General features: G+C 47.3%; 27 protein-coding genes. 21 read left to right on the plus strand and 6 right to left on the minus strand.

The window, feature by feature from the left end; all coding sequences use genetic code 11:
• The first annotated feature begins 15 nt into the window (after nt 1–15).
• From K3F53_RS00215 to cobA, 10 genes are read left to right on the plus strand one after another with little or no spacing between them, the layout of a single operon-like run.
• Nucleotides 16–936 (plus strand): sirohydrochlorin chelatase, encoded by a 921-nt coding sequence (locus K3F53_RS00215; RefSeq protein ID WP_091260639.1) that lies wholly within the window; start codon nt 16–18, stop codon nt 934–936.
• 1 nt (nt 937) lies between these two features.
• Entirely contained in the window at nt 938–1,738 is an 801-nt protein-coding gene (cobK, locus tag K3F53_RS00220) for a precorrin-6A reductase (protein ID WP_057897190.1), read from the plus strand.
• Complete coding sequence (locus tag K3F53_RS00225; protein ID WP_057897189.1) at nt 1,716–2,366, plus strand: precorrin-8X methylmutase; 651 nt, start codon at nt 1,716–1,718, stop codon at nt 2,364–2,366. The genes cobK and K3F53_RS00225 overlap by 23 nt, the downstream gene beginning before the upstream one ends.
• 2 nt (nt 2,367–2,368) lie before the next feature.
• Nucleotides 2,369–3,475 (plus strand): cobalt-precorrin-5B (C(1))-methyltransferase, encoded by a 1,107-nt coding sequence (locus K3F53_RS00230; RefSeq protein ID WP_220559245.1) that lies wholly within the window; start codon nt 2,369–2,371, stop codon nt 3,473–3,475.
• Nucleotides 3,454–4,662: a bifunctional cobalt-precorrin-7 (C(5))-methyltransferase/cobalt-precorrin-6B (C(15))-methyltransferase gene (locus K3F53_RS00235; protein WP_057897187.1), complete on the plus strand. Its 1,209-nt coding sequence runs from the start codon at nt 3,454–3,456 to the stop codon at nt 4,660–4,662. The genes K3F53_RS00230 and K3F53_RS00235 overlap by 22 nt, the downstream gene beginning before the upstream one ends.
• Nucleotides 4,659–5,369 (plus strand): precorrin-2 C(20)-methyltransferase, encoded by a 711-nt coding sequence (gene cobI / locus K3F53_RS00240; protein WP_057897186.1) that lies wholly within the window; start codon nt 4,659–4,661, stop codon nt 5,367–5,369. Before K3F53_RS00235 ends, cobI begins: the two co-directional genes overlap by 4 nt.
• On the plus strand, nt 5,366–6,142 hold the full coding sequence (gene cobM / locus K3F53_RS00245) for a precorrin-4 C(11)-methyltransferase (RefSeq protein WP_057897185.1): 777 nt from the start codon (nt 5,366–5,368) through the stop codon (nt 6,140–6,142). The genes cobI and cobM overlap by 4 nt, the downstream gene beginning before the upstream one ends.
• Nucleotides 6,139–7,284: a cobalt-precorrin 5A hydrolase gene (locus K3F53_RS00250; RefSeq protein ID WP_220559246.1), complete on the plus strand. Its 1,146-nt coding sequence runs from the start codon at nt 6,139–6,141 to the stop codon at nt 7,282–7,284. The genes cobM and K3F53_RS00250 overlap by 4 nt, the downstream gene beginning before the upstream one ends.
• A 17-nt stretch (nt 7,285–7,301) precedes the next feature.
• Nucleotides 7,302–8,714, plus strand: coding sequence for a cobyrinic acid a,c-diamide synthase CobB (locus K3F53_RS00255; RefSeq protein WP_057897184.1), 1,413 nt, complete (start codon nt 7,302–7,304; stop codon nt 8,712–8,714).
• The gene (gene cobA, locus K3F53_RS00260) at nt 8,711–10,186 is read left to right on the plus strand and encodes a uroporphyrinogen-III C-methyltransferase (RefSeq protein WP_220559247.1); all 1,476 of its coding nucleotides are present in this window, start codon (nt 8,711–8,713) and stop codon (nt 10,184–10,186) included. The genes K3F53_RS00255 and cobA overlap by 4 nt, the downstream gene beginning before the upstream one ends.
• A gap of 61 nt (nt 10,187–10,247) precedes the next feature.
• On the opposite strand, the gene K3F53_RS00265 is transcribed toward cobA, so the two are convergent.
• Entirely contained in the window at nt 10,248–10,469 is a 222-nt protein-coding gene (locus K3F53_RS00265; protein ID WP_057897182.1) for a hypothetical protein, read from the minus strand.
• Between the two features lie 37 nt (nt 10,470–10,506).
• Between K3F53_RS00265 and K3F53_RS19575 the strand changes: the two genes are divergently transcribed.
• Both K3F53_RS19575 and K3F53_RS00270 read left to right on the plus strand, forming a co-directional pair.
• Nucleotides 10,507–10,632, plus strand: coding sequence for a hypothetical protein (locus K3F53_RS19575; protein ID WP_257721581.1), 126 nt, complete (start codon nt 10,507–10,509; stop codon nt 10,630–10,632).
• A 159-nt stretch (nt 10,633–10,791) separates the two neighbouring features.
• A complete protein-coding gene (locus tag K3F53_RS00270) occupies nt 10,792–11,070 on the plus strand; it encodes an HU family DNA-binding protein (RefSeq protein WP_057897181.1) in 279 nt (92 codons plus the stop codon).
• A gap of 74 nt (nt 11,071–11,144) precedes the next feature.
• On the opposite strand, the gene K3F53_RS00275 is transcribed toward K3F53_RS00270, so the two are convergent.
• Nucleotides 11,145–11,807 carry a PspA/IM30 family protein gene (locus tag K3F53_RS00275; protein WP_220559248.1) on the minus strand — a complete coding sequence of 221 codons (663 nt, stop codon included), beginning with the start codon at nt 11,805–11,807 and terminating at the stop codon, nt 11,145–11,147.
• Entirely contained in the window at nt 11,804–12,085 is a 282-nt protein-coding gene (locus K3F53_RS00280; protein WP_057897179.1) for a hypothetical protein, read from the minus strand. Before K3F53_RS00280 ends, K3F53_RS00275 begins: the two co-directional genes overlap by 4 nt.
• A 479-nt stretch (nt 12,086–12,564) precedes the next feature.
• Between K3F53_RS00280 and K3F53_RS00285 the strand changes: the two genes are divergently transcribed.
• The 9 genes from K3F53_RS00285 to tadA all read left to right on the plus strand — a co-directional run bounded on the left by K3F53_RS00285 (nt 12,565) and on the right by tadA (nt 21,860).
• The gene (locus K3F53_RS00285; RefSeq protein ID WP_057897178.1) at nt 12,565–13,278 is read left to right on the plus strand and encodes a serine/threonine-protein kinase; all 714 of its coding nucleotides are present in this window, start codon (nt 12,565–12,567) and stop codon (nt 13,276–13,278) included.
• Between the two features lie 397 nt (nt 13,279–13,675).
• The gene (locus K3F53_RS00290) at nt 13,676–15,052 is read left to right on the plus strand and encodes a sigma-54 interaction domain-containing protein (protein ID WP_246615667.1); all 1,377 of its coding nucleotides are present in this window, start codon (nt 13,676–13,678) and stop codon (nt 15,050–15,052) included.
• A gap of 208 nt (nt 15,053–15,260) precedes the next feature.
• Entirely contained in the window at nt 15,261–16,022 is a 762-nt protein-coding gene (locus tag K3F53_RS00295; RefSeq protein ID WP_057897176.1) for an enoyl-CoA hydratase/isomerase family protein, read from the plus strand.
• 22 nt (nt 16,023–16,044) lie between these two features.
• Nucleotides 16,045–16,905, plus strand: a complete 861-nt coding sequence (locus K3F53_RS00300) for a 3-hydroxybutyryl-CoA dehydrogenase (protein WP_057897175.1) — start codon at nt 16,045–16,047, stop codon at nt 16,903–16,905.
• Between the two features lie 4 nt (nt 16,906–16,909).
• Nucleotides 16,910–18,046 (plus strand): acyl-CoA dehydrogenase, encoded by a 1,137-nt coding sequence (locus K3F53_RS00305; RefSeq protein WP_057900184.1) that lies wholly within the window; start codon nt 16,910–16,912, stop codon nt 18,044–18,046.
• Nucleotides 18,047–18,055: 9 nt separating this feature from the next.
• A complete protein-coding gene (locus K3F53_RS00310; protein WP_057897174.1) occupies nt 18,056–18,763 on the plus strand; it encodes an alpha/beta fold hydrolase in 708 nt (235 codons plus the stop codon).
• 265 nt (nt 18,764–19,028) lie between these two features.
• Nucleotides 19,029–20,582 carry a glucose-6-phosphate dehydrogenase gene (zwf, locus tag K3F53_RS00315; protein WP_220559249.1) on the plus strand — a complete coding sequence of 518 codons (1,554 nt, stop codon included), beginning with the start codon at nt 19,029–19,031 and terminating at the stop codon, nt 20,580–20,582.
• 5 nt (nt 20,583–20,587) lie between these two features.
• Entirely contained in the window at nt 20,588–21,226 is a 639-nt protein-coding gene (locus K3F53_RS00320; RefSeq protein ID WP_220559250.1) for a cyclase family protein, read from the plus strand.
• Between the two features lie 163 nt (nt 21,227–21,389).
• A complete protein-coding gene (gene tadA / locus K3F53_RS00325) occupies nt 21,390–21,860 on the plus strand; it encodes a tRNA adenosine(34) deaminase TadA (RefSeq protein ID WP_057897172.1) in 471 nt (156 codons plus the stop codon).
• 75 nt (nt 21,861–21,935) lie between these two features.
• On the opposite strand, the gene K3F53_RS00330 is transcribed toward tadA, so the two are convergent.
• Genes K3F53_RS00330 through K3F53_RS00340 form a run of 3 tightly spaced genes read right to left on the minus strand, consistent with a single transcriptional unit; the run spans nt 21,936 to nt 25,126 of the window.
• The gene (locus K3F53_RS00330) at nt 21,936–23,141 is read right to left on the minus strand and encodes an ABC transporter permease (protein WP_057897171.1); all 1,206 of its coding nucleotides are present in this window, start codon (nt 23,139–23,141) and stop codon (nt 21,936–21,938) included.
• Nucleotides 23,142–23,143: 2 nt separating this feature from the next.
• Nucleotides 23,144–24,502, minus strand: coding sequence for an HlyD family secretion protein (locus K3F53_RS00335; protein WP_091260629.1), 1,359 nt, complete (start codon nt 24,500–24,502; stop codon nt 23,144–23,146).
• Nucleotides 24,503–24,535: 33 nt separating this feature from the next.
• Nucleotides 24,536–25,126, minus strand: coding sequence for a TetR/AcrR family transcriptional regulator (locus K3F53_RS00340; RefSeq protein ID WP_057897169.1), 591 nt, complete (start codon nt 25,124–25,126; stop codon nt 24,536–24,538).
• Between the last annotated feature and the right edge of the window lie 176 nt (nt 25,127–25,302).

Below are 25,302 nucleotides of genomic sequence, written 5' to 3' on the forward strand. Positions count from 1 at the left end.
GAAAGGAGGAATACCATGCAAGCGGTGTTATTTGTGGGACACGGGAGCCGAGATCCGCAGGGGAATGAAGAAATTCTACGGTTCGTCGATGGGATAAAACAGGAGATTCCCGTTCCAGTAGTGGAGACTTGTTTTCTTGAATTTGCTGAGCCGGATGTTATGCAGGGACTTGATGCGTGCGTGGTGCGGGGAGCGACCTATGTCGCTGTTGTTCCGATGATGTTATTTCCGGCAGGACATTCGAAAATTCATATTCCTGCTGCGCTGGATATAGCGCGTGAAAAATATCCGCATGTCCGGTTTATTTATGGGCGTCCAATTGGTATTCATAACGAAGTGCTGAACGTTTTGCAGTCGCGTCTTACAGAGGCGGGATTTGACGTGGAAGAAGAAGCGGAAGATACGGCAATTTTGATTATTGGGCGCGGCAGCAGCGATCCTGACGCCAATAGCGATGTATTTAAACTTTCGCGGCTTTTATGGGAACGTCTGCATGTGCGTTGGGTAGAAACATGTTTTATCGGCGTTACCCGCCCTTCGGTTGAAGAAGGAATTGACCGCTGTCTTAAACTCGGCGCGAAAAAAGTGGTACTCATTCCATACCTTTTATTTACCGGCATTCTCATGAAGCGGATGGAAGACAAACTGGAGCACTTCCGGTCTCAATATTCTGACCGTGAATTTTTAATGACGGAATACATTGGCTTTCATCCGGGCTTACGCTATATTTTCTGTGAGCGGGCTGAGGAAGCGTTGCAAGATGAGGTTAAGATGAACTGCGATACGTGCCAGTATCGCTTGTTTGCGTTAGAGCATATGGATTTGCATCATGACCACGATCATGATCATGGTAACCATCATCACCACCATCATCATGGGCATGCTCACCATGCTCATCATCATGAAGCTCACGAAAAGGAAAAGGAGAAGGCTTAATATGATTCTTATGCTTGCAGGAACGAGCGACGCGAGGGAGCTGGCGTTTCGCATTCAGGGAGAAGGGTATCCACTGTTGACAACGGTTGTCACGGAGAACGCTGCCAAAAGCATGACAGAAGCCGGACTCCCTGTGCGTGTTGGTAGAATGAACGCGGATGAAATTTGTGAGTTGATTCGTGCAGAAGGAGTTTTCGCGGTCGTTGACGCAAGCCATCCGTTTGCGGAAGAAGCTTCGCGCAACGCGCTTGAAGGCGCGAAACGGGCGGATGTGCCGTATATTCGCTACGAACGCGCATCCATTGAAAGGAAGTCGCACCCTTTGATTACAGTGGTGCGCGATTACGTAGAGGCAGCTGAACTGGCCGCACGTCACAAAGGCGTGATTATGCTGACTACCGGAAGCAAAACATTGCACATTTTCGCGGAAAAGCTGGTGGGGTTGCCTGATGTTACACTGGTGGCCCGCATGTTGCCGCGCAAAGACAACATGGAAAAGTGCGAACAGCTTGGCATTGAACAGAAAAATATTGTAGCTATGCAAGGCCCGTTTTCCAAAGAGCTAAATGCTGCACTTTATAAGCAGTACGATGTGACGCTTATGATTACGAAAGAGAGTGGAAAAGTCGGCTCTGTGGACGAAAAGCTGGAAGCGGCGCTGGAGATGGGGATTCCGACAATTATGATCGCTCGTCCGAAAATCGAGTATGGAACTGTGTTTTCTGAGTTTGATGAAGTGATTAAGACACTGAAAGAAAAATTGAAGGAGGCAGCAAACGATGGATTTTCATACCGAGTTTAAACCGTTAACCGTACAGCCGCAGGAGATTGAAGGGAAAAGTTTTGAAATCATTACAGAAGAGTTGGGAGAGCATCCATTTACTGAGGAGCAATATCCAATTGTGCAACGTGTGATTCACGCGTCGGCCGATTTTGAACTTGGAAGGAGTATGGTGTTTCACCCGGACGCTGTTGAAGCAGGGATTCGCGCAATCCGTGAAGGACGGAAGATTGTTGCTGATGTTCAGATGGTACAGGTAGGCATCAGCAAACCTCGCATTGAGAAGTTCGGGGGAAGTGTTCATGTATACATCTCTGATCCGGATGTGATTGAGGAAGCGAAACGCCTGAATACAACGCGGGCTATCGTGGCAACCCGGAAAGCGGTGAAGGAAGCAGACGGCGGTATTTTTGCTATCGGAAATGCGCCAACTGCGCTCTTAGAACTGATTCGACTCGTGAAGGAGGGCGTAGCCCGTCCGGGACTTATTATCGGCATGCCGGTCGGATTCGTGTCTGCAGCCGAATCGAAAGAGGAGTTAGCGAAGCTGGATATTCCTTTTATTACAAACGTCGGACGCAAAGGCGGAAGTACAATTGTGGTTGCAGCAGTCAACGCGTTATCCATCATGGCTGAAAAGCGGGGATAAAGATGGCGGACGAAGAAAAAACATTGCGTCATGGCTATACGACGGGATCAAATGCGACGGCGGCCACAAAAGCCGCCCTTTTGTCCCTTATCCGGCAGGAAGCTGTGACGGAAGCCGAAATTCTTCTTCCGATTGGCGAGCGGGTGACTTTTCATATGCAAAATGTAGAATTTGGGGAGGAAAACGCGACGGCAGGGGTTATTAAAGACGCTGGCGATGACCCTGACGCAACGCATAAGGCTCTTATTGTATCAACTGTAAGCTGGAAGGAAAATCCAGGTATTACATTGGACGGTGGCGTCGGCGTCGGAAGAGTGACCAAACCGGGCCTTCCTGTACCTGTAGGGGAAGCTGCGATTAATCCGGTACCACGCCGCATGATTATGGAGACGGCGCAGGAAGTATTGGATCAATATGGTATGGAACGGGGGGTACATATTGTCATTTCCGTTCCGGATGGAGAGGAAATTGCGAAGAAGACGTTGAATGCCCGTCTGGGGATCATTGGTGGCATCTCCATCCTTGGAACGAGAGGGACAGTTGTTCCGTTTTCGACCGCCGCGTTTAAAGCAAGTATTGCCCAGGCCATTCAGGTTGCTGTGGAATGCGGGTGCGAACATGTAATTGCCACTACCGGGGGACGCAGCGAAAAATTCGCCATGCAGCTGTATGAAGACTATCCAGAAGAGGCGTTTATCGAAATGGGCGATTTCGTCGGTTTTACGCTAAAGATGTGCAAGAAGTACGGCGTGAAGCGCGTGACGCTTGTCGGCATGATGGGCAAGTTCTCCAAAGTTGCCCAAGGGGTTATGATGGTGCATTCCAAAAGCGCACCGGTCGATTTCGGCTTTCTGGCCCGGGTTGCGGAAGAAGCGGGCGTGCCGGAACCGCTTGTGAAGCAGATCCGGGAAGCGAATACTGCTTCCCAGGTAGGCGATCTGATGCGGGAGCAAGGCTGTGATGAATTTTTCCGGCTTTTGTGCCGCTATGTATGTGAATCTGGCTTGAAAGAAATGGACGGTGACGCAGAAATAGAAACGGTGATTATTACTATGAAAAACGAGATATTGGGAAGGGAGAGAGTCGATTGCAGAGCCCGGTCAAAGTGATAGGCATCGGAGATAACGGAGCGGAAAGCCTGCTGCCCGTATACCGGCAGTGGATTGAAGAAAGCGAACTTTTGGTTGGTGGCGAACGGCATTTGGGTTTTTTCCCGGAATACCATGGGGAGAAACTTACGGTAAAAGGCGGTCTTTCGGCTATCGTGTCCAAAATTGCGGAATCGGGCAAGAAGACGGTTGTACTTGCCTCTGGCGACCCGCTGTTTTATGGCATTGGTTCGTATTTGGCTAAGAAGCTACCGGTGGAAATTTACCCCGGCATAAGCTCCATTCAGCAGGCGTTTGCGAAAATGCAGGAAAGCTGGCAGGATTGTGAATTTTTGAGCGTACATGGTCGCAGCATGAAAGGGCTTGTCCAGAAAATTGACGGCTTGGACAAAGTATGTTTGCTGACTGATGAAGCGAATAATCCGGCCGCGATTGCACGTTATTTGCTTTCGTTCGGCGTCAACGAGTACCGGGCGTTTGTGGCTGAAAATCTTGGTGGAGTAGAGGAAAGAACGCGCTGGATGACCATGGAGGAAATGGCGGAGGCGGAATGTGCGCCATTGAATCTTGTAGTTTTGAAACGCGAGGCTCCGGCCCCGCATTGGCCGCTAGGGATCGCGGATGAAGAGTTTGCACAGCGTAAGCCGGATAAAGGACTGATTACGAAGCGGGAGGTTCGTGTGCTCAGTCTGGCCGCCCTGGAATTGAAACCGAACAGCATCGTCTGGGATATCGGCACATGCACAGGTTCGATGGCGATTGAAGCGGCCCGCATCTGTCGCAAGGGAGAAGTATTCGCTATTGAAAAGAATGAGGCCGATTTGGAAAACTGCAGGGAGAACATGCGGAAGTTCCGCACCGATTTTACCGTTGTACATGGGCGTGCTCCCGCAGGATTGGAAGAGTTTGCAGATCCGGATGCGGTATTTATTGGCGGTACGGGCGGTGAGATGAAGGAGTTGCTGCATGTTTGCTGTTCGCGTTTAAAACCGGGCGGACGCATTGTATTGAATGCGGCTACGATTGAAACATTGTACGAAGCAATGCAGGCGTTTGCAGCGGAAGGCTTCGAGACTTCGGTGACGCTTGCTCAAATTTCACGCAGCAAACCGATTTTACATATGAACCGATTCGAAGGACTGAATCCGATCTATATCGTCACGGCGAAACGAAAGGAGGAGAAATGATGGCGAAAGGAACATTATATGGAGTAGGCGTAGGTCCGGGAGATCCGGAGCTTTTGACTGTGAAAGCCTACCGGGTTATGAAAGAATCGCCAGTTATTGCCTATCCGCGCAAACGAAAAGGCAGCAAAAGTTACGCGTACGCGATTGCCGAGCAGTATATCGACCAGAGAGAGAAGGAAATGCTGGGCCTTGTGTTTCCTATGACGAAAGATAAGGACATTCTGGAGCGGGAATGGAACAACACAGTGGATGAGGTGTATGAGCGGCTATCTCAGGGGAAAGATGTGGCGTTTATTACGGAAGGGGACCCGATGTTGTATAGCACGTTCATCCATATGATGCGGTTGATGCAGGAGAAGTATCCGGAGGTTAAAGTTGTCTCAATACCAGGCATTTCTTCTATTAATGGGGTTGCTTCCCGGCTTGGTTTGCCGTTGGCGGATGGGGATGAACACGTGGCGGTAGTGCCTGCGACGGAAGATCGCGAAAAAATGAAACAGGCGCTGTTAACCCACGATTGCGTCGTGTTTTTGAAAGTGGCCAAGGTTATCGATATGATGGTTGATTTGTTAGCGGAATTGGATTTGCTCTCCAAAGCTTCTGTTGTCACGAAAGTAACCTCAGGTGAAGAAGTTATTTGGCCGAACGTGGCGGAGCTGAAAGGGTTGGAGCTTGAATATTTAACGCTGATGGTGGTGAGAAAGTGAAAGTTTACATTATCGGAGCAGGCCCGGGCGATCCGGATTTGATTACAGTTAAAGGTCTCAAGTTGCTGCAGCAGGCCGATGTTGTACTATGGACTGATTCGCTTGTGAATGAAGATCTTATCGCGCGGGCGAAACCGGAAGCGGAAGTGATAAAGACAGCGGGAATGACGCTTGAGGAGATGGTCAATATTATGGTGGACCGCGCGCGGCAGGGCAAACAGGTGGTTCGCGTTCACACGGGCGATCCGGCTGTATACGGTGCGATTCTTGAACAGATGGTGCTTTTGAAAAAGAACGGGATAGCGTACGAAATTGTGCCGGGTGTTAGCTCCGTCTTTGCCTCCGCCGCGGCGGTTGGCGCTGAACTGACGGTTCCAGATTTAACGCAAACGGTGATTTTGACGCGCGCTGAAGGACGGACGCCGGTTCCGGAGCGGGAGAAGTTGCGCGATCTGGCTTCTCACCACTGCACGGTCGCGCTGTTTTTAAGCGCTACTCTTGTAAAAAAAGTAGTCGAAGAGTTTTTGGCGGCGGGCTGGGCCAAAGAAACGCCGGTTGCTGTAGTGTACCGCGCAAGCTGGCCAGATCAAATCATTGTCCACTCTACGCTGGAGAATTTGGCTGAGGATATGCGTGCCAAGGGGATTCGCTCACATGCGATGATATTAGCCGGCTGGGCTCTTGATCCGGATATTACGAACCATGAAGAATTTCGTTCCAAACTATACGATAAAGAATTTACGCACCGTTACCGTAAGGGGGTTCCGTCATGAGCCGCACAGAAACGGCCATTATTGAACTTATGGAAGGTGTTGTGCCGAAAATTAAACAAACGGGAAAATACGCGATGGTCGCGATTACGAAGCACGGGGTTGAGATGGCGCGTTCGCTTAAGAAAAAGTTTCCCGAAGCTGACTTATACTACATGAGCAAATTTGCGCACGGCGATGAGGAAGCGGCGGGTATTCAGCTATTCAACGGCTCTGTGCGGCTGCTGTTTCCGGCGCTTTTCCCGGCATATGAAGGCCTTATTTTGTTTATTTCACTCGGTGCGGTTGTGCGGATGATTGCGCCGGTGCTGAAAGATAAAAAGACAGATCCTGGTGTCGTAGTGGTTGATGATAGAGGACAGCACGCTATCAGCGTATTGTCCGGGCATTTAGGTGGAGCAAACGAATTGACGCGGGAGGTGGCGGCTTTACTTGGCGCACAGCCGGTTATTACCACCGCTTCTGATGTGCAAAAGACGATTCCGGTCGACTTATTCGGGCGCCGTTTTGGCTGGCGTTGGGACCCGGATTCTGAGAAGAAGCTAACACCGGTTAGCGCTTCCGTAGTTAATGAGGAACATGTAGCGATTATTCAGGAGTCAGGCGAGACAGATTGGTGGATGCATGATACGCCGATGCCTCCGTCTCTTAAAATCTATGATTCGATTGAGGCGGCGATAGAGGCAAGTCCAGATGCGGCACTTGTGATTACACACCGCATACTTCGTCCGGAGGAGATGCCGATTCTGGAAAATGGTGTTCTGTATCGTCCGAAAGTAATCGCACTTGGCATCGGATGTAACCGCGGGACTGCGGCGGAAGAAATAGAGAGCGTCATCAAAGATACGTTGAATGAACTTAGATTCTCCATTTGGAGTGTAAAAGCGATCTGCACTATTGATCTGAAAAAGGATGAGGCAGGATTGCTTTCCGTTTGTGATAAATACGGCTGGGAGTTTGTCTATTATACGCCGCAGGAATTGAATGAGATGAACATTGAAGAGCCCTCTGAGACAGTGTTTAAATTCACGGGCGCATACGGCGTAAGCGAGCCGGCTTGCAAGCGGTATAGCGGAAACGAAAAACTTGTGTTAACTAAGAAGAAATCCGGGAATGTAACGATTTCGGTCGGTATACTTGCGTAGCAGAGAGGAGGGAGAGTATGGGGAACAGGCGTATAATTATTGCCGGGACCGGAAGTGGGGCCGGAAAAACAACGGTTACGCTTGGCTTAATGGCTGCACTGAAACAGAGAGGTTTAACCGTACAGGGATTTAAGTGCGGACCGGATTATATCGATCCGGCATATCATACCGCTATTACAGGCCGTCCGTCACGCAATCTGGATAGCTGGATGCTCAAAGAGGACGTTATGCGCGGCGTGCTTGCCCGTGCCAGCAGAGACGCTGATATCTCTATCATTGAAGGTGTTATGGGTCTTTATGATGGGAAGAGTCCAACGGAAGATATCGGAAGCACGGCGGAGATCAGCATTCTTACACAAACCCCGGTTGTGCTTGTATTGAACGTTCAAAGCATGGCGCGTAGTGCGGCGGCGGTTGTCAAAGGATTTCAGATGCTTAACCCTAAGGTTTCCATTGTTGGCGTGATTGCCAACCACGCCGGAAGCGAAGGGCACGGTAAACTGATCCGGGAGGCGGTGGAAAAAGAATGCGGCATCCCATTGCTTGGAACACTTACGCGTACGCCAGAAGTGCGCATTCCGGAACGCCACCTTGGCCTGCTTCCGGCGGTAGAGCGCGGAGAACTGGAGCCGTTGTTTGTCCGCCTTGGGGAAATGATTGCGCAACATATCGATGTAGACCGTCTGCTTCAATTGGCTGATATTCCACCGCTTCCGCAGGCTAATGCTGAAGCTGATAGCATTGTTTTGGACAAAGCACCTATCGTGCGTATTGCTGTTGCAAAAGATGCGGCATTTAACTTTTACTATCAGGAAAACATCGAAATGTTGGAAGCTGCGGGAGCGGAGTGTGTATTTTTCAGTCCTCTGGCCGGAGAGACGGTGCCTGAAGATGTGAACGGCTTATATATCGGAGGAGGGTTTCCTGAAGAATTTGCACCAGAATTGGCCCGCGAAGCGAGCGTACGCACTTCAATACGGCGCGCCATCGAGAGAGGAGTGCCTACGTTCGCTGAGTGTGGTGGCTTTATGTATCTGACCGAGGAAATTGTGACAACTGATGGTGAAAGCTATCATATGGTCGGAGTGATTCCGGGCCGGACGAGAATGCATACAAAGCGTGCCGCGCTTGGGTACCGGGAAGTGACCGGGATGAAAGGAAATTTCCTGCTTTCTGAAGGGGAAATAGCGCGCGGACATGAGTTCCACTATTCGACGTTTGAACCAGGAGCGGATTTTCAGCCGGCGTATGAAACACGCAGCCGATTCGGCAGTAAGCGGGAAGGCGTCATTCTGAAAAATCTTGTGGCGGGATATACCCACCTTCATTTTGCTTCTCAGCCTTCTCTTGTCAAACGGTGGATTTCCGCCTGTTTGAAATATAAGGAGAACTGTTCGCAACAGGCCTTTGATAGGGAGATGAAGCCATGAGAACCGGGAAAGTTTATCTGGTGGGGGCAGGCCCCGGAGACGAAAAATTGATTACTGTCCGCGGACTTGAATGCCTTAAAAATGCTGATGTCATTGTGTATGACCGTTTGGCCAATCCGCGTTTTTTACGTTTTGCGAGGCCGGACGCGGAATTTATCTACTGCGGCAAGTTCCCGAAGCATCATACATTGCGCCAGGAAGCGATTAATGAGCTCCTTGTCCAAAAAGCGCAGGAAGGCAAACGAGTTGTACGCTTAAAAGGTGGCGACCCTTCCGTATTCGGCCGGGTAGGGGAAGAAGCGGAAGAGTTGGCCAAGCACGGTGTGGAATACGAGATTGTACCAGGAATTACTGCGGGGATTGCGGCACCTGCGTATGCAGGTATTCCCGTGACGCACCGGGACTACGGCACAAGCTTTGCCATTGTGACCGGGCATGCGAAAACGGCGGACGGAAAGCCGGTGGTCGATTGGGCATCGCTTTCTGGAATCCATACGATTGCTTTTTATATGGGTGTAAAGAACTTGCCACATATTTGTAAGAATTTGATGAAGCACGGGCGCAAGCCTCAAACGCCGGTCGTGCTTATTAGCTGGGGAACGCTGGGGCGGCAGAAAACTGTACAGGGCACGCTGGAAACGATTGTGCGCGAAGTTAACGCAGCCGATTTAAAAAACCCTGCTATTACGCTAGTGGGAGACATTGTAAGCATACGTGACAAGATTCAATGGTTCGAGCGCAAACCGCTGTTCGGAAGACGGATTCTTGTAGCGCGTACCGGCGGAGAAAAAGGAAACCTAGCGGAAGCGTTGACGGAACAGGGAGCCGATGTTATAGAATACCCCTATTTTGCTGTCTGTGAACGGGATGATGAGACGGTGCAGCAAACAATCGAGCGAAGCGGGGAATATGAACACATTTTGTTTACTTCCCCGGAGAGCGTTGATTTCTTTTTTGCGGCATATCGTCGTAGCAACCGGGATATCCGTTTGCTGAAAGCACGGTTTTATACGCTTTCTCAGCGCACAGAGCGCAAGCTTCGTGAAATGGGTTTACATTCTGAGCGACCGTCTTCACTGGCAGATAGGGAAAAAGTGCTTGTCGTAGGCGATGTTTCGGTGGTGGAGCGAACGGAAAGCTACGAAGCGGAATGGGGCGAATGTGACGTACTGGCTGTATATGAAAAAAAAGAGTGCATGGAATATAATGTGAATATGGTGCGTTTGTTGAAAGATGCAGGAGTGGATGCGATTGTATTTCCGAGTGCAGCTTCCGTGCCTATACTTATCGATGCACTGGAACGCAGGGAGATCGACCCGCTCCCTTTCCTCTCTTCCAAAATGCTTGTCTGTATGGGAGAAAAAACAGCAGATGCTGTCCGCTCGGTTGGTTGTGGCACGGTTCATGTTGCCGCCGCTCCTTCGATTGAGGACTTGATGGCTTGTCTTATGCAAGAAACGATCGTTAACTAAATACGATAAAGAAACCCGGCATAAAACGCAGGCCTTGTCTTGTTTGTATGCCGGGTTTTCTTTATTTGTAGGCTTTTCCTTTCGTTAAAATGCAGGGTACTCCATAGCCGATGGCACCTGGCTGCGACATTTTTTCAATATATGTCAGACCACGTTCGCATTGTTGTTTACAGACGATGCATTTGTCTGAGGTGACAATTTTCATCGTAAATTTATAACGTTCTTCTGGCGGGATTTGTCCGTACTTATGTTTAGTGGCCGACTTTTTTCCTGCTTTCACCATATCATTTCCCCCCTTTTCTACAAGATTTTTTGATTTTATGGCAGTGTATGAAGAAAGAGCTTATCCTGACATTGCAAAGCAATCATTCGCTATCTTTGAATTCGAAAATATTATTGTCATTCTGCTTATTGGCAAGTATGATGATAGAAGAGCAGGAGAATGATATTGTCAGAGAATTGGAAGATTTGGGTATCAAGTATGCTAAAAACAGCAAAAAAATTGGCTTTATCTTCTAAATCATGTTTAAAATTGCTTGTATTTTGAAAGAATGAGTATATAATAAAAGATTCCATCAAAACTTTTATTATAAAGGAGGATATGTATGAACAAGACAGAGCTGATTGAGAAAGTGGCAGAATCTACAGAGATGACGAAAAAACAAGCATCTCAGGCGGTTGATGCGATCCTGACATCTATTGCGGAAGCACTGAAAGCTGGCGAAAAGGTGCAATTAATTGGTTTTGGAAACTTTGAAAGCCGCCATCGCGCAGCTCGTAAAGGCCGCAATCCGCAAACAGGGGAAGAGATCGAAATCCCGGCGACAAAAGTACCGGCATTCTCTCCTGGTAAAGCATTAAAAGACGCGGTTAACGGACGATAAAAATAAAGACTGCCACAGGGACATTCCCTCGGCAGTCTTTATATTGCATCTTCTTTCCATCCTATTAAACCCGATTATGCTTTACTTTGAAGAAGTTTGTTCAATTCTTCTTCCACTTTGGCGTTGAGGATAGCTTGGCGTTCCTGCTCTTCGAGCGAGAGGTGGGCAGCGCGTATGTGTTGTCCGGCTTCCGCTTCCACCTCCATCATCATGACACGCTCTTCGATTCTTTCAAATCCTTTGGTCACGTTTTCTGTGTCAATAGAGTAAAGGGCGGCGTTCATTCGCTTGGTTGTTCGCGCAGCGTTAGCTCGTGCAATAAGCGCAGCTTTCTTGTTGCGCATTTCATAGAATTTATCTTTCAATTCCTGTAGTTGTCCGCGCAGAACATTGGTTTGCCCACGGACGGTTTCGTATTGCTTGCGGTACTCTTCTGCTTTGCTTTCGCAGATTAATTTGTCTTCCAGCGCACGGCGGGCAATGGCTTCGTCTCCGGCTTCTACTGCCAGTTTAGCCTGACGACTGCGTTTTTCGATGCGTGCTTCCGTTTCATCGAGCATCATTTTCCATTTTTTCTCAATAGCTACTTGGCGGGCGATCGCGAGTTCTGCTTGCGAGATTTCACTTTCCATATCCCGTATGTATTGATTTAGCATCGCCACTGGATCTTCTACATGATCCAATACTTGATTCATAGTTGCCATTGTAATATTACGCATACGTTTTAAAATACTCATGAATTTGTTCCTCCTTGGTTTATTTTTTGTTCCCATAAATCTAATTCATCGACCTGTTTGGTTTCATAGGGATGGCGTGGCATCATATCGTATAACGGATTGGTTGTAGTAACCGCTGCTTTTCCCCGGGCTTTTTTGATAAGATTCCAGCCGGTATAGATGAAAAATCCGGCGATGAATAGTGGAATTAGAAACCCGAGATTGAGGATGCCAAGTAGCATAATGGCACCAAATCCCATTAATCCCATCCCGAAAAGATAGGAGCCTTTCTTTTTCATTCCCTTTCCTCCTTCATTTTTTGTTTCATGTTCCGTTTCTTGAGTTTATCTTAACCTGACAAGCACTTTTACTATAACAGGCGTCCGTTTGATTTTTTCTACGTCCTGGGACGGAGGAGCGAGTCAGCCTTAAGCCGAAAATGGAAGAATGTGCTAGATCATTTTTTTACCTTATAAGCAATAGGATAGTGTGATATAATAATTATCGAACCACAAAATGTTGTTAAGGCATGACATGTAATGTATATGAGTGTGATTGGAGTTAGACATAAATCTGACTCCAATTAGGGGAGTAGCTACCGGATACAATCCGGTCGGCATATCGTCAATACAGCGATGCAATCGCTCGGTATGCCGAGCCCTTTTTGAACCATTGGGTATGCAAGACCTTCACACATTGCCCGGGCGTTTCTTGGCGGTGTGCGGAGGTCTTTTTTGTTACAGAAATACAAACAACAGCGAAGGAAAGGTTGTTGCGTATGATGTGGGAACCGATCGTTCCGTTGATCGAGCAAATTAAAATTGTCCCGGTTGATGGGAATGAACTTGTGCATATTGCGTATGTGCCGAAAGAGATGGAGTGCGTGGGACGCGGGACGGATGCGGCTGTGTTTGTGTACTGGAAACACAGAAGATATGCATTTAAAGTGTACGCGGCGGGCCGGGAAGAAAAATTGGCGAATGAGATAGAAGCGTACCGCCGCTTGGGAGAAACCTCATATTTTCCTCGCTTTTACGGCAGAGGCGATAACTTTATTGTGATAAGCTACGAACAAGGTTTCAATTTGTATGACTGTCTCTTAAGAGGAATTTATATTGCCCCTTGGGTTATTGAAGAAGTGGACGCAGCGATACGCTATGCGCGCAGTGTAGGGTTAAATCCACGGGACATTCATCTAAAAAATATTATTTTGCAGAAGTCGGGTGTGAAATTAATTGACGTTTCCGAGTATGTAAAAGAGGACAGCGACCAACGCTGGGAGCATTTGAAAGAAGGATATCGTTTATTTTACCGTTTTATTGCCCGGCAGAGAATTCCAAAGTCGGTCATCGAGTTTGTAAAAAAAAGATATGAAAGTCAGAAAGACACAGATTTTTCAGTCAAATCGTTTGGAGCTTCGTTGTTCCGCCTGTTTTTTTATGATAAAGAAAAAACGCTCCGTTTTAAGAACGGAGAGGAAACGATAGGGTGAAGGATATGGAAGGAATAAGAAATAAGGTGGCCTCTTTTGGAGAGAACCACCTTATTTTGTATAATGTAAGCAAGGAAAGTTAAATGTATGAAATGCCAAGACAAATAAGAACATATACTGAAACAATAAGTGACATGGTCATGAATAGTGTAAGCGCCGACTTTAATCGTTCCATCTGAATTCCCTGCCTTATTTAATCATTACACTATATCTCATTATAATTTAATCAAACAAGATGTCCATAAGGAACTTTCAAGAAATTCATAGTTTTTTTATTTGGAATTTTCATTATTTGTTACTTTCTCCCTGTATGTGTATATAAATAATGATCATCTTCATCTACCAGCGTACAAATGCTGAAAAATTCAAGATGATATATCATAGAAAAAAAGGGGGGATGAGGACAGTGAAGCTGGAGAATCATCTGCTTTCCATACTTGAGTCAATGCATGACGCAGTACTAGTTATCAGTAAAGATAGCACCATCGTATACGTTAATACCGCTTATTCGGTACAGTTCGGTGTACCTGTGCACAAAATTATCGGCAAAAAACTTAGCAAAGTCGAACCGAAAGCGCGGATTCTGGAAGTTCTTAAAACGGGACAGCCGTTGATTAATGATTATAGCTATCTGGATTCGCTTAATATTCATATTTTTGCTAATATGACTCCGCTAATTGAAAAAGGGGAGTTGATCGGAGCGGTCGCGATCATGAAGGATATTAGCGAATTCTACGCTTTGCAGGAGGAATTGCAGCGGTATAAAACATATTCTACACAGCTTGAGAAACAGCTAAACCAAAAAATTTTTTCGTTGCTAGAAAGTCATGCGCCCGGCATGCGGCAGGCAGTTGAAATGGCGAAAAAGGTGGCTGATTCGGAAGCGACAGTACTGTTGTTCGGGGAAACCGGTGTAGGGAAAGAAGTGTTTGCCCGTGCGATTCATGAGGCGAGCCCGCGCGGTGATAAACCGTTTGTCGCAATTAATATGGCCTCGCTTCCGGAATCATTATTTGAAAGCGAACTGTTCGGATTTGAGGAGGGCGCGTTTACTGGGTCCCGCAAAGGTGGAAAGCGCGGGTTATTTGAGCTGGCGAACGGCGGAACTTTGTTTCTTGACGAAATCGGCGAGCTTTCGCTTTTTCTTCAGGCCAAGCTCCTTCGAGTATTGCAAGAAAGAGCGTTTATCAAAGTAGGTGGCACGACGATATATCCGCTTGACATACGCATCATTGCAGCCACGAACCGCGATTTGCAGAAATTAATGCGGGAAGGGAAATTCCGTCAAGATTTGTATTATAGATTGAATATTGTGCCGATCCATATTCCCCCGGTACGGGAGAGAAAACAGGATTTGCCTATTTTGATGAATAATATTTTAAGTGAATTAAAATCGAAGTATCGCAAGCAAGTTACCGTAACCCAAGAAGTATACGAAATTTTTGAACGATATGATTGGCCGGGAAATGTCCGTGAGCTAAGTAACGTGCTGGAGCGTATGATTGCTGTATGCTCCAAGTCTTACTTTGTGCCGGAAGATGTCCCGCCATTTGTGCGGGAAGGAAGCGTATTGAGCGAATCTCCCATAGAGCCATCGAGACAGTATGCGTCCGGCACCAATGCTTTAAATCTTCCAGCTCTGATTGAAAAAACAGAGAAAGAAATGCTGGAAGAAGTGCTTAGGACAAGCCGGACTCGCACGGAGGCAATTCGAAGGCTAGGTATTAGTCGCAAAACTTTCTATCAAAGGTTAAAAAAGTACAACATACAATAAGCAATGGCTTTAAATCTGTATCTTTAAGGAATTGATAATCCAAAAAGGAAACAAATTCGTTTCTTAATGAAACAAATTTTTTGTTTCCTTTTTATATAAATTACTATTTTTCTAGGGGCGATAAATTTTTAAAATTGGCACCATTATTGCTTTTGAATCATAAATGCTGAACCAAGATAAGTAATAGACGTTATGGAGGTGCGGAAAATTGAAAGTAACTTGGGAAGTAGATAACCGGCTTGGTCTAATTACGATTGATGCTCCCCCGGTAAACGCATTAAACAAAGCCTTTTTCAAACAGATGGACGAAATTTTACATACTATCGGCGATAGCTGCGATGTGGTGGTGATTTGTGGTGCGGGCGACAAAGCATTTGTAGCCGGTGCGGATATTAAAGAGTTTCCGGAATTGAAGAAGGAAGATGGCATCGAACTTTGCCGGCGAGGACAGCGAATTTTTCAGCGCATTGCGGAATTGAAGCAGCCGGTAATTGCAGCGATTGATGGTTTTGCGCTGGGCGGTGGTCTTGAACTGGCGCTGGCCTGCGACTTTCGCGTGGCGAGCCGCAAGTCCCAGCTTGGTCTTCCTGAAGTAAAGCTTGGCATCATTCCCGGCTATGGCGGAACGCAGCGTCTTGCACGCTTAGTTGGGCCAGGCAAAGCAAAACAGTTGATTTTCTCCGGTGAATTTATCTCTGCTGAAGAAGCGTATCGTATAGGTCTAGTAGAGATCCTAGTGGAAGAAAACGCGCTTGAAGAAGCGAAGCGCTGGGCGGGTATCATTATGAAGCGCGGACCGCTTGCCGTTCGTGCGGCAAAGCGGGTGATTGATGACGGACTGAGAGCATCGTTAAGTGAAGGATTGGAGATGGAAGCGCAGGCATTCGGTGAGATTTGTCTAACGGAAGACAAGAACGAAGGGGTCGCTGCTTTCTTTGAACGCAGGGAGCCTAGGTTCCAGAATAAATAATAAAAACAGGGGGAGAAACAATATGGCAAAAAAAATCGGGATTATCGGTTTCGGCACAATGGGCTCAGGTATTGCGCAGGCGGCAGTGGAAGCCGGCTTTACGGTAGTGGCTGTAGAACAGAAAGAAGAGTTTTTTGACCGTGGACTATCGGGCATTCAGAAAAACTGGAACCGTAGCATTGAAAAGGGACGCCTCACGGAAGAGCGGAAAAAAGAACTGGAAAGCGTGTTGACAACGACAGTAGATTGGAACAGCCTTAAAGACGCTGATTTCATTATTGAAGCTGTCAGCGAAAATATGGAATTGAAAAAAGAAGTGTTCAAGAAATTGGATGAGATTGTACGCGAAGATGTTATTCTCGCGACGAACACTTCAGGTTTGAGCGTAACGGAAATCGCCAGCGTAACGAATCGGCCGGAAAAAGTCATCGGCGTTCATTTCTTCAATCCGGTGCCAGTCATGAAGCTGGTAGAGCTTATTCGTGGCCAGAGCACAACAGAGCAGACATACCAGGAAGCTAAGGCTCTTGTGGAAGAGATGGGCAAAGAAACAATCGATGTTAAAGAAGCGCCGCTGTTTGCGGTAAATCGTATTCTCGTTCCAATGATTAACGAAGCGATTTTCGTGTTGATGGAAGGGACGGCAAGCGCCGAGGACATCGACAAGGGCATGAAGCTTGGCGCGAACCATCCGATCGGGCCGCTGGCGCTGGCTGATCTTATCGGTCTCGATACGCTGCTGTATGTGCAAGACTCTCTGTATGAAGAAACACAAGACTCGAAGTATCGCAGCGCGCCACTGCTGCGCAAACTGGTACGCGCGGGTCACCTTGGACGCAAGACCGGAAAAGGATTCTATGATTACACGAGGGGAACGAAGTAAGATGATGAATTTCGCATTAACGGAAGAGCAGAAGGAAATTCAGCGGGAAATTCATAAGCTGGCACAAGAAAAAATCAAGCCGCGTGCGGCGGAAATCGACGAGCAAGGCGAATATCCGTTTGATATTAAGGATTTGCTGAGCGAGTATGGATACATCGGTGCTAATCTGCCGGAAGAATATGGCGGAGCCGGGCTTGATTTGTTGAGTTATTGCTTGATTGTCGAGGAAGTGGCGCGTGTGTGCGCCTCTTCTTCCCAGATCATCACTGTGCAGGAACTGGGTTCCCTTCCAGTATTGCTGAGCGGAAACGAGGAACAGAAGCGGAGGGTTCTTCCTGATTTGGCGACCGGGAAGAAGCTTGCCTGCTTCGGACTGACCGAGCCGAGCGCTGGTTCTGACGTAAAAAGTATGAAAACGAGGGCAGAAAAAGACGGGAAATACTACCGGCTAAACGGTCAAAAATGCTTTATCACAAACGGCAACATCGCCGATATATATACGGTTTTTGCGAAGACGGATAAAGGTATTACTGCTTTTTTGATCGAAAAAGGAACACCTGGATTAAGCATAGGAAAGATCGAAAAGAAGATGGGAATTAAAGGATCGCCGACAGCGGAATTATTCTTCGAAGATTGTCGTGTACCGGAGGAAAATGTTATTGGAGAGGAAGGCCAGGGATTTCTTGTGGCGATGAAAACGCTGGATAAGACCCGGCCAGGTATCGGTGCGCAAGCGCTCGGCATCGCACAGGGGGCGCTGGACGTCTGCCTTGAATATGTCAAAGAGCGCGAACAATTTGGACGCCCGATCGGCTCATTCCAGGGGATTCAGTTTATGTTGGCGGACATGGCGACACAGATAGAAGCGGCGCGGGGGCTTGTCTACCGGGCAGCCAGCGCGCTTGATAATCTCGAAAGCACGGGGAAAGAACCGGCGTTGATGCGCCTGGCTTCTATGGCGAAAGTATTTGCTTCCGATGTCGCGATGAAGGTTACGACAGATGCGGTGCAAATTCTGGGCGGATACGGCTATATTCAGGATTTTCCGGTAGAGCGCATGATGCGTGACGCGAAGATTACCCAGATTTACGAAGGCACGAACCAGATTCAGCGCGTAGTTATTTCAAAATCATTGTTATAGGGGGAAAACATGAGCCAATCCGGAAAGCTTCCTTTTGTATTGATTCACGGTGCGGGCGGAACGAAAGCAAAATTTCGCGGACTCGTAGAAAGAATGGACGGAGTTTCCTGCATTGCGCTTGATTTGCCCGGTCATGGTGAAAATACGAACATGCGCTGCAAAAGCATTGAAGAGTACGCCGATTGGGTAAGCGGGCAGATTGGCGGACAGGATGTGATTGTAGTCGGCCATTCGATGGGTGGTATGATCGGAATTGAAATGGCATCCCGCAATCCAAATGTGAAAGGGCTTGTGCTTGACGCAAGTCATTATGAGATGCCGGTTCATCCGAAAATCCTTGAAGAACTTGTGGCCGGTAGTTTCCCAGAATTTTTATTTAAAGCTTCTTATGGAAAAGAGACGCCCATTGAATTGTGGGAAGAAGAGCGAGAGCAGCTCAGCTGGGTAGAAACCTCTATTGTGCATGATGATTTTTTTGCTTGCAATCAATACAAAGGGGAAGACACGTTTAAACAACTGAACATTCCGATTTTAGCGGTATATGGATCTGAAGATAAATTGCTGCCGAAAGGCGCGTTGGAAAAAGCGGTCGCAGCAAATACGAATGTACAGACTAGAGTCATTGAAGGAGCAGGGCATTATATCATGCTGGAGAAGATAGAGCCATTCGCACAGGCACTACTTGAGTTTCGTCGGTTTGTATTGGCGGGCATATGAAGGCGAACAGGAAACATACAAGGAAGCGGAGAAAAACGAGACATCCCAATAAGCTTGGGGTCTCGTTTTTTTATTGTATACTTTCTCTCCATCAATTATCTCCCTTCTTGAGGTACACAGATGTTTCGCTGGTTCGACCAATAGGGTGAATGGCTGAAATAAGTTCAACATGGTAAAATAATTGTAATTCTCGTAATAAGAAAACAGGATATAATATACGATGAATATTTTTGAGGAAAAATTTCCGAAGTGAGGAGTGCGGTCGTTGTCTACGCAACAGGAAACAATCCCTTCCTTTATTTTCACCATTTTTGGTGCTACAGGAGACCTGGCAAAGCGTAAATTGTTTCCAGCTTTATATAGCTTATACCGTGAGAAACAACTGCGGTGCAATTTTGCGGTAATTGGTGTTGGACGTAAAAATATAGATAGCTTTGAATTCCGTACTTGGGTAAAGAATTCGATTGCAGAATTCAGCAGACTTTCATTGTGTGCAGGCGAAGAATGGGAACAGTTTGCCGCTCGATTTTCTTACATATCGTTCGATGTCAAAGATACTGCAAAATATGCTGCTTTACGATCGTTGGTAGAAGCGAAAGAGCAAGAGAACAAATTGTCGGGCAATCGCATGTTTTATCTGGCGATCGCGCCACAGCTATTTGGTACGGTGGCAACTAATTTGAAAGAAAGTGGTCTGACGAACACAAAAGGCTGGAAGCGTTTGATCATTGAGAAACCGTTCGGTCACGACTATACGTCCGCCGAAGCATTAAATGAAGAAATTAAACGATCGTTTGCGGAAGAAGAAATATACCGCATTGATCATTATTTAGGGAAAGAAATGGTGCAAAACATTCAGGTTATCCGTTTTGCCAATTCCATGTTTGAACCGCTCTGGAATAACCGTCACATTGATAATATTCAAATTACGGCCAGCGAAACGGTGGGAGTAGAAGATCGCGCATCATACTACGATCGTGCGGGTGCGCTCCGCGATATGGTGCAGAATCATATGCTGCAAATGGTCATGATGGTTTGCATGGAACCGCCGAGCCGCTTGAAAACAGAGGCGATCCGGGATGAGAAAGTAAAGGTTATGCGTGCGCTGCGTAGATTTTCGGAGGAAGAGGTAGACAGGCACATTGTACGGGGACAGTATATTGCCGGAACAATAGGTGGAAAGTCATTTTTGGGTTACAGGGAAGAGCCGGATGTGAATCCGGCCTCCACAACCGAAACGTTCGTAGCGGCTAAACTTTATATTGATAATTTCAGGTGGGCGGATGTTCCGATTTATATCCGCACAGGCAAACGAATGCCGGAGAAATTAACGGAAATTGTGATTCAGTTTAAAGAGTTGCCGAAACGGTTGTACTTTAATAAAAATAACGATTTAATGCCGAATCTGCTTATTTTTCGTATTCAACCGAACGAAGGGATTACTTTGTTGTTAAATGCGAAAAAGCAGGGCACAGACAGTCAAATTATTCCGATTGGGATGGAGTATTGTAACGATTGCGAAGCCGCTTCACCAGAAGCTTATGAAAGTCTTCTTCATGATGCGATTTTGGGAGATTCTACATTTTTCACGCGCTGGGACGAAGTAGCGCTCGCCTGGAAGTTTATCGATCCGATCCGTTGCGCCTGGGATAAAGACCCGTGTTCGCTTGCGGAATACGAAGTGGGTACATGGGGACCAGTGGAAGCACATGAGTTGTTGCAGAAAGACGGGAAACGCTGGTGGACAGGAAGCGATCATCGCGAACGTAAAACAATCAGAGCGGTGGAACGACCGAAATATCAAAGAGAAGAGGAATAATGGCGATGTACAAAATATATGACATATCAATGCCGATTTATCATGGTATGCCAGTGTATAAGAATAAAGAAGAAAAGCAGCCCCATATCCGGGTAGTTCAGGATTTTAATAGGTCTTCTGCCCGGGAATCACGGATTGACATGGACATGCATACAGGAACGCATGTCGATTCTCCGCTGCATATGTTGCCTGATGGCGGTACGATGGCGGATATTCCGGTAGAGCGTCTGTCGGGTTTTTGCCGCGTGCTTGACGTGACGGAAGTAAATGGCGGCATTACGCGCGCAGATCTTGAGAAATTTCAATTGCAAAAAGACGAGTTTGTTTTGTTGAAAACATACAACTCATTAACAGATAATTTTACGGTCGATTTTGTTTATCTCGCGGAAGATGGAGCCCGTTACCTGGCGGATTTTGGGGTGCGTGGCGTAGGAATTGACGCGCTTGGTATCGAGCGCGATCAGCCAGGCCATCCCACACATAAAACATTGTTCGAAGCCGGTGTTATTATTCTTGAAGGATTGCGTCTTGGCGAGGTGCCGGAGGGAGAATATTTTATGGTAGCGGCACCGCTGAAAGTGCTTGAGACGGAAGCAGCTCCGGCGCGTGTTTTACTTTTTGCAGGATTGACAATCAAAAAATAGTGATATGCGCTAGGCCTCTCATTTAGTTGGGAGGTCGTTTTTCGTGGTAGGGGTAAATCCCCTTATGTTGCTTTAAAGCTTAATAGCAGTATAAAAATTGACAGGAGACTAGAGAAATTGCGAAAATAAAGCGGAATGAAAAGAAAATACGATGGTGAGATAGATGAGTGACGAATACTATATGGGTCTCGCGATTGAAGAGGCGAAAAAAGCGGAAGCGCTTGGCGAGGTACCGATTGGTGCCGTCATTGTGCGAGACGGTAAAGTGGTGGGCCGGGGATACAATCTGCGGGAAACTGCAAAAGACCCGATTGCGCACGCCGAACTTATCGCCATAAAGGAAGCGAGCGAAACGCTAGGCGGCTGGCGTTTGCTTGGAACAACGCTGTATGTCACATTGGAGCCATGTCCAATGTGTGCGGGTGCGATTGTGCAGGCGCGTATCCCCCGCGTTGTGTACGGTGCGATGGACCCGAAAGCAGGTTGCGCCGGCAGTTTGATGAATTTGCTTCAGGAAGAACGTTTTAATCACCAGGTAGAAGTGGTGCAGGGAATTTGTGAAGCGGAGTGTAGCGCATTGCTGAAAGATTTTTTTCGCGCTTTGCGGGAAAAACGAAAAAAGAAAACAGAATAAGCTGATCAAAAAAGCGCGAAAGCCTTATTGCTGGCCTTTCGCGCTTTTCAGTATTAGGCAACGTCTTTACCGTAATCAAGCAGGGAAAAAGGGCTGGCGCACTTCTTCTTGCTTTTCAGCTTGATTTTCCGCCTTCACAAAAAGCGGAGTAATCACGAAAGCGATAAAGTACGTAACGGCCCCCATAAGTCCGAGCGTCACGCAATCCCGCCATATCGCTTCGAAACCATGTCCTTTGATAAATATTTCGCGTACCCCATCCAGAAAATATGTGAGCGGAAGCAGGTGCCCCAATACGTTCAAGGAGTGCGGCATTGCTTCAAACGGCCATGTAAAGCCGGATAAAAGGAAGGATGGTACCGCGATAAGCATCGTAATCTGGGTCGATCCTACTTGATTCCCGGAGAAGAGGCTCGCCAAATATCCGATGCCGAGCAGAGCGAACACAAAGCTGATTGCTAATGCAAATGCAGGCAGGAATAAACCCCGGAAAGGCAGGTGGAACACGTACAGCGCAAGTGCAAATGCACTGACGTTGTTCACAAGTCCGATAAGGAAGTACGGAGCGGTCTTCGCGTACGCGATTCTCCAGGGTAAGCCGCGCCATACTGCGAAACGGTTCCAGATGCCTTTTTCTTTATCCCGTGTCACAGTCAGTGCTACGCCAAGCAGAAGCACCTGCTGAAGGATAGCACCAATAAGGCCGTATACAAGAAACTCGTTATAATTAAACAGCGGGTTATACAGAACGCGGGAACGGAACGGAATCTGCGCGAAAGTCGCCGCAATTTGTTCGTCCTGCAATCCTTGTTGTTTAAGTTTAACAGAAGACACCCCGTAGCTGAACGTCGTAACTACCTGGTTGGCCGCACGGGTAGCGGAGTTGGAGAAGAGCATATTGCTGCCGTCCACCAAGGTTAATACCGGTACGTTTTCTCCGTGCTTTAAGCGCGTGGAGAAATCATTTGGAATGATAATTCCAACGCGTGCTTGCCCGCTTTCTATCGTTTGTTGCACTTCGTTTTCCGATAACGTGTGCTTGATAATATGAAATGCCTCGGTTTGCTCGAAAGCTTGAACGATTTGCCGGCTCAACTGACTATTGTCGCCATCGAAGACGACCGTTGGAATGTCAACGAGACGCTGGGTGCTGTACAAGTAGCCGAATAGCGCTGTATAAAGCAGTGGTACCAGAAATAGAATGGCAAAGAGACGGCGGTCGCGAAGAATGTTGAGCCACTCTTCGCGGATAATGTCTCCCACTTTGAGCGGAGATTGCATTGTTACTTCGCCCCTTTACCTTGCCATTGCAGCGTCATACCCGTGGCTACGGTATCCGGCAAATTGATTAACGTAACTTTTACGCCGAACGAGCGTATATCCGTATCCCCCATTTTTTGGCTTGGTTTTTGAATCGCAAAATCGGCGGCTGGTTCGATGACGGTAACTTTCCCTTTAACCATTTTTCCAGTTGAAATCAGTTTCATATTCACAATATCGCCGACTTTAAGGGTGCTGAGCTCGGTTTCTGGGAAGTAGAATTTGGCCCAGCGATCTTGTGTTGTTTCGATTGTAAATACCGGGAAACCGGCTCCTACCAGTTCACCGATTTGTGCTGATTGAGAGGTAATGATCCCATCACTCGGCGCACGGAGTTCCGTATAGCTAAGGTATGTTTTCGCTTCCGCCAGCGCCGCTCGTGCCTGTTCAACGCTGGCATTTGCCTCGTTCACAGTCGCTTGCGCCTTGGTAACGTTGGCTTGAGCTGAAGAAACGGAAGACGACGCCTGAGAAATACCTGCTTCTGCCGCTTGCACATCACTTTCGCGTAGTTTAACTTCTCCTTTGCTTGCTTCCGCCAGTGCCGCTGCGGCTTTCGCCTGTTCAAGCTGCGCTTCAGCGGCTTTGATTTCTTCTGGACGCGGACCGTTTTGTACCATTTCCAATTGCTTTTGCGCTGCTTCGTATTCCGCTTTTGCTTTCTCATAGTTCAATTTTGCTTCATCCACTTTCGCTTGCGGTACGGCGCCTTGTTGAAATAGAGTTTTCATACGGTTATAGTTATCTTCTGCGATACGGAACGCTTCTTTCGCAGCACTAGCTTTAATTTTTGCCTGTTCGCGTTCTTCTTTACGGGCCCCATTTTTTAGTGCGTCCAGTTGCGCTTGCGCAGCTTTTACGGCCGCCTGTGCTTGCGCGACTTTGCGTTCGGCTGTCTGGGCGGTTACGTTAACCGCGTTTTGGCCCTGCGTCTTTTTCGCCTCAGCTGCCGATACACCTGCTTGCGCTTGTTTAACGCCGGCGTTTGCTGCCTCTAGAGCGGCTTGTGCCTGTTCAACGCCGGCGTTTGCCTTGTTTAGAGTCGCTTGCGCCTGCGCCGCCTTATCCTGTAGCTCTTTGCTTTCTAGACGGGCCAGAAGCTGCCCTTTTTTTACGTGGTCGCCCTCTTTAACATAAATTTCGCTGATGCGTCCGCTCATCTTAAAGCTTACATTCATGTTGGTCGCTTCCACATATGAGATTGGCTGGCTGACAGAAGCCGCTTTGATGCGGCCTGTTTCCCCGTAAGAAGACAGAGCATACGCACCGCTTCCGATCAGCAGTACCATGATGCTGAACATAATGATACGGATAGCTTTCATTTCTCTCCCACCTCTGTTTATTTATCTTTACAATTAATCTTCTTCGAAAATGCCCAACATATGGAGGGCCAAGTTTTGTAGGCTATAGCGCAGTCCCGGATTGTCGAGCGTTCCTTCGTGAATGATGGTGCGCATAGCCGTAAAACCAATCATGCCGAAGAAACTGCTGGCGACGGCGTTCACTTCAATATTTGACGGCAACTTACCTTTTTCTTTCGCAGTTTGCAGTTCTTGTTCCAGAAGCACGAAGTATTCCTGCAGCACGTAGCGGATGGTATGGTGGCGTTCCTGTGTGCCCCAACTTCGGCTGAGCAGCAAACGACAGAAGTCCTGTTCGTTCTGAAAAAAGTCCAAATGAGCCTCGATTAACCGAATGACACGTTGTCGGAAGTCGTTTTTGTTCACTACGTCCACATAATCATGAATCATGCCTATAAAATTCTGGACGCCGGATTCCATAACGAATATATACAGGTCTTCTTTCGTCTTAAAGTTGTAGTAGAGCGTGCCTTTGGCCACGCCGCAAATTTCGGCGATTTGTTCCATTGTCGTTTCGTTAAAGCCTTTTTCTGCGAACGCTTTAAGCGCTCCTTGGAAAATTAGCTCTTTCGTTTTTGCGCGCATTATTTTTTTGTCCACCTCATTTTATACTGACTAGTCAGTTCAAATTCATTTTTTATTATAAAAGGGAAGAAGAGGAAAATCAATACTTATAGATTTAGGTATAAAAAGTACTTTCTTTATGCAAGAGGGCATAAATTTATATTTTTTATACTTCTTTGGAAGTTTGGAACGGGATC

This window comes from Aneurinibacillus thermoaerophilus (assembly GCF_019603355.1).
Taxonomy (GTDB): Bacteria; Bacillota; Bacilli; order Aneurinibacillales; family Aneurinibacillaceae; genus Aneurinibacillus; species Aneurinibacillus thermoaerophilus.

Excerpts from the sequence above, each read along its gene's own strand:
- K3F53_RS00270 (WP_057897181.1), top strand. The coding sequence starts at position 10,792 with ATGAACAAGACAGAGCTGATTGAGAAAGTGGCAGAATCTACAGAGATG.
- K3F53_RS19575 (WP_257721581.1), top strand. The coding sequence starts at position 10,507 with ATGGCAGTGTATGAAGAAAGAGCTTATCCTGACATTGCAAAGCAATCA.
- K3F53_RS00255 (WP_057897184.1), top strand. The coding sequence starts at position 7,302 with ATGGGGAACAGGCGTATAATTATTGCCGGGACCGGAAGTGGGGCCGGA.
- cobA (WP_220559247.1), top strand. The coding sequence starts at position 8,711 with ATGAGAACCGGGAAAGTTTATCTGGTGGGGGCAGGCCCCGGAGACGAA.
- K3F53_RS00225 (WP_057897189.1), top strand. The coding sequence starts at position 1,716 with ATGGATTTTCATACCGAGTTTAAACCGTTAACCGTACAGCCGCAGGAG.
- K3F53_RS00330 (WP_057897171.1), bottom strand. The coding sequence starts at position 23,141 with ATGCAATCTCCGCTCAAAGTGGGAGACATTATCCGCGAAGAGTGGCTC.
- cobK (WP_057897190.1), top strand. The coding sequence starts at position 938 with ATGATTCTTATGCTTGCAGGAACGAGCGACGCGAGGGAGCTGGCGTTT.
- K3F53_RS00250 (WP_220559246.1), top strand. The coding sequence starts at position 6,139 with ATGAGCCGCACAGAAACGGCCATTATTGAACTTATGGAAGGTGTTGTG.
- K3F53_RS00285 (WP_057897178.1), top strand. The coding sequence starts at position 12,565 with ATGATGTGGGAACCGATCGTTCCGTTGATCGAGCAAATTAAAATTGTC.
- cobI (WP_057897186.1), top strand. The coding sequence starts at position 4,659 with ATGATGGCGAAAGGAACATTATATGGAGTAGGCGTAGGTCCGGGAGAT.
- K3F53_RS00310 (WP_057897174.1), top strand. The coding sequence starts at position 18,056 with ATGAGCCAATCCGGAAAGCTTCCTTTTGTATTGATTCACGGTGCGGGC.
- K3F53_RS00265 (WP_057897182.1), bottom strand. The coding sequence starts at position 10,469 with ATGGTGAAAGCAGGAAAAAAGTCGGCCACTAAACATAAGTACGGACAA.
- K3F53_RS00340 (WP_057897169.1), bottom strand. The coding sequence starts at position 25,126 with ATGCGCGCAAAAACGAAAGAGCTAATTTTCCAAGGAGCGCTTAAAGCG.
- tadA (WP_057897172.1), top strand. The coding sequence starts at position 21,390 with ATGAGTGACGAATACTATATGGGTCTCGCGATTGAAGAGGCGAAAAAA.
- K3F53_RS00335 (WP_091260629.1), bottom strand. The coding sequence starts at position 24,502 with ATGAAAGCTATCCGTATCATTATGTTCAGCATCATGGTACTGCTGATC.
- K3F53_RS00215 (WP_091260639.1), top strand. The coding sequence starts at position 16 with ATGCAAGCGGTGTTATTTGTGGGACACGGGAGCCGAGATCCGCAGGGG.
- K3F53_RS00320 (WP_220559250.1), top strand. The coding sequence starts at position 20,588 with ATGTACAAAATATATGACATATCAATGCCGATTTATCATGGTATGCCA.
- K3F53_RS00230 (WP_220559245.1), top strand. The coding sequence starts at position 2,369 with ATGGCGGACGAAGAAAAAACATTGCGTCATGGCTATACGACGGGATCA.
- K3F53_RS00275 (WP_220559248.1), bottom strand. The coding sequence starts at position 11,807 with ATGAGTATTTTAAAACGTATGCGTAATATTACAATGGCAACTATGAAT.
- K3F53_RS00290 (WP_246615667.1), top strand. The coding sequence starts at position 13,676 with ATGAGGACAGTGAAGCTGGAGAATCATCTGCTTTCCATACTTGAGTCA.
- K3F53_RS00305 (WP_057900184.1), top strand. The coding sequence starts at position 16,910 with ATGAATTTCGCATTAACGGAAGAGCAGAAGGAAATTCAGCGGGAAATT.
- K3F53_RS00300 (WP_057897175.1), top strand. The coding sequence starts at position 16,045 with ATGGCAAAAAAAATCGGGATTATCGGTTTCGGCACAATGGGCTCAGGT.
- K3F53_RS00280 (WP_057897179.1), bottom strand. The coding sequence starts at position 12,085 with ATGAAAAAGAAAGGCTCCTATCTTTTCGGGATGGGATTAATGGGATTT.